General features: G+C 68.0%; 1 protein-coding gene. It reads left to right on the top strand.

What is annotated here, in order from left to right; genetic code table 11:
* Positions 1-837, top strand: an 837-nt coding sequence (locus AC5P1B_RS35730; RefSeq protein ID WP_493892203.1) for an acyl carrier protein, incomplete at both ends; no start/stop codon positions are given.

The following is an 837-nucleotide window of genomic DNA, read 5'->3' as shown; positions in this document are numbered from 1 at the left end:
GGACTACGCCTCCCCTCCACCCTCCTCTTCGACCACCCCACCCCCACCACCCTCACCCACCACCTCCACACAGAGCTTCTGGGCACCAGGCATGAGGTGGCTCCGCCGAGGCCGAGCGCCGCCGCGTCGACGGAAGAGCCGATCGCGGTGGTAGGAATGGCGTGCCGTTTTCCGGAGGGGGCTACCTCTCCCGAGGCGTTGTGGGACCTGATCGCAACGGGCACCGACGCGGTCGCCGGGTTCCCGACCGACCGCGGCTGGGACGTCGGCAGGCTGTATGACCCCGACCCCGAGAAGCCCGGCACGTTCTACATTCGCGGAGGCGGGTTCCTCCACGACGCGGCCGATTTCGACGCGGGTTTCTTCGGAATCTCACCGCGCGAGGCCCTGGCGATGGACCCGCAGCAACGGCTGCTGCTGGAAACCTCCTGGGAGGCGATCGAGCGAGCCGGAATCGACCCGACCCAGCTCAAGGGCAGTTCCACGGGCGTATTCGCCGGGGTGATCTACCACGACTACGCCGCACGGATGCAGACCATTCCCGAAGAACTCGAAGGCTATGTGGGAAGCGGCACATCCGGCAGCGTCGCCTCCGGCCGCGTCGCGTACACCCTCGGTATCGAAGGCCCGGCCGTCACCATTGACACCGCCTGTTCGTCCTCCCTCGTAGCCCTGCACTTGGCATGTCAGGCGTTGCGGTCCGGGGAGTGCTCCATGGCCCTGGCCGGTGGTGTGACGGTGATGTCCACGCCGCTGGGACTCGTGGAGTTCAGCCGACAACGGGCGCTGTCACCGGACGGGCGGTGCAAGGCGTTCGCGGCGGGTGCGGATGGGACT

The organism is Streptomyces sp. A01, assembly GCF_059026195.1.
Note: the sequence above shows the minus strand (reverse complement) of the source record. Positions and strands in the feature narration are given on the sequence as shown.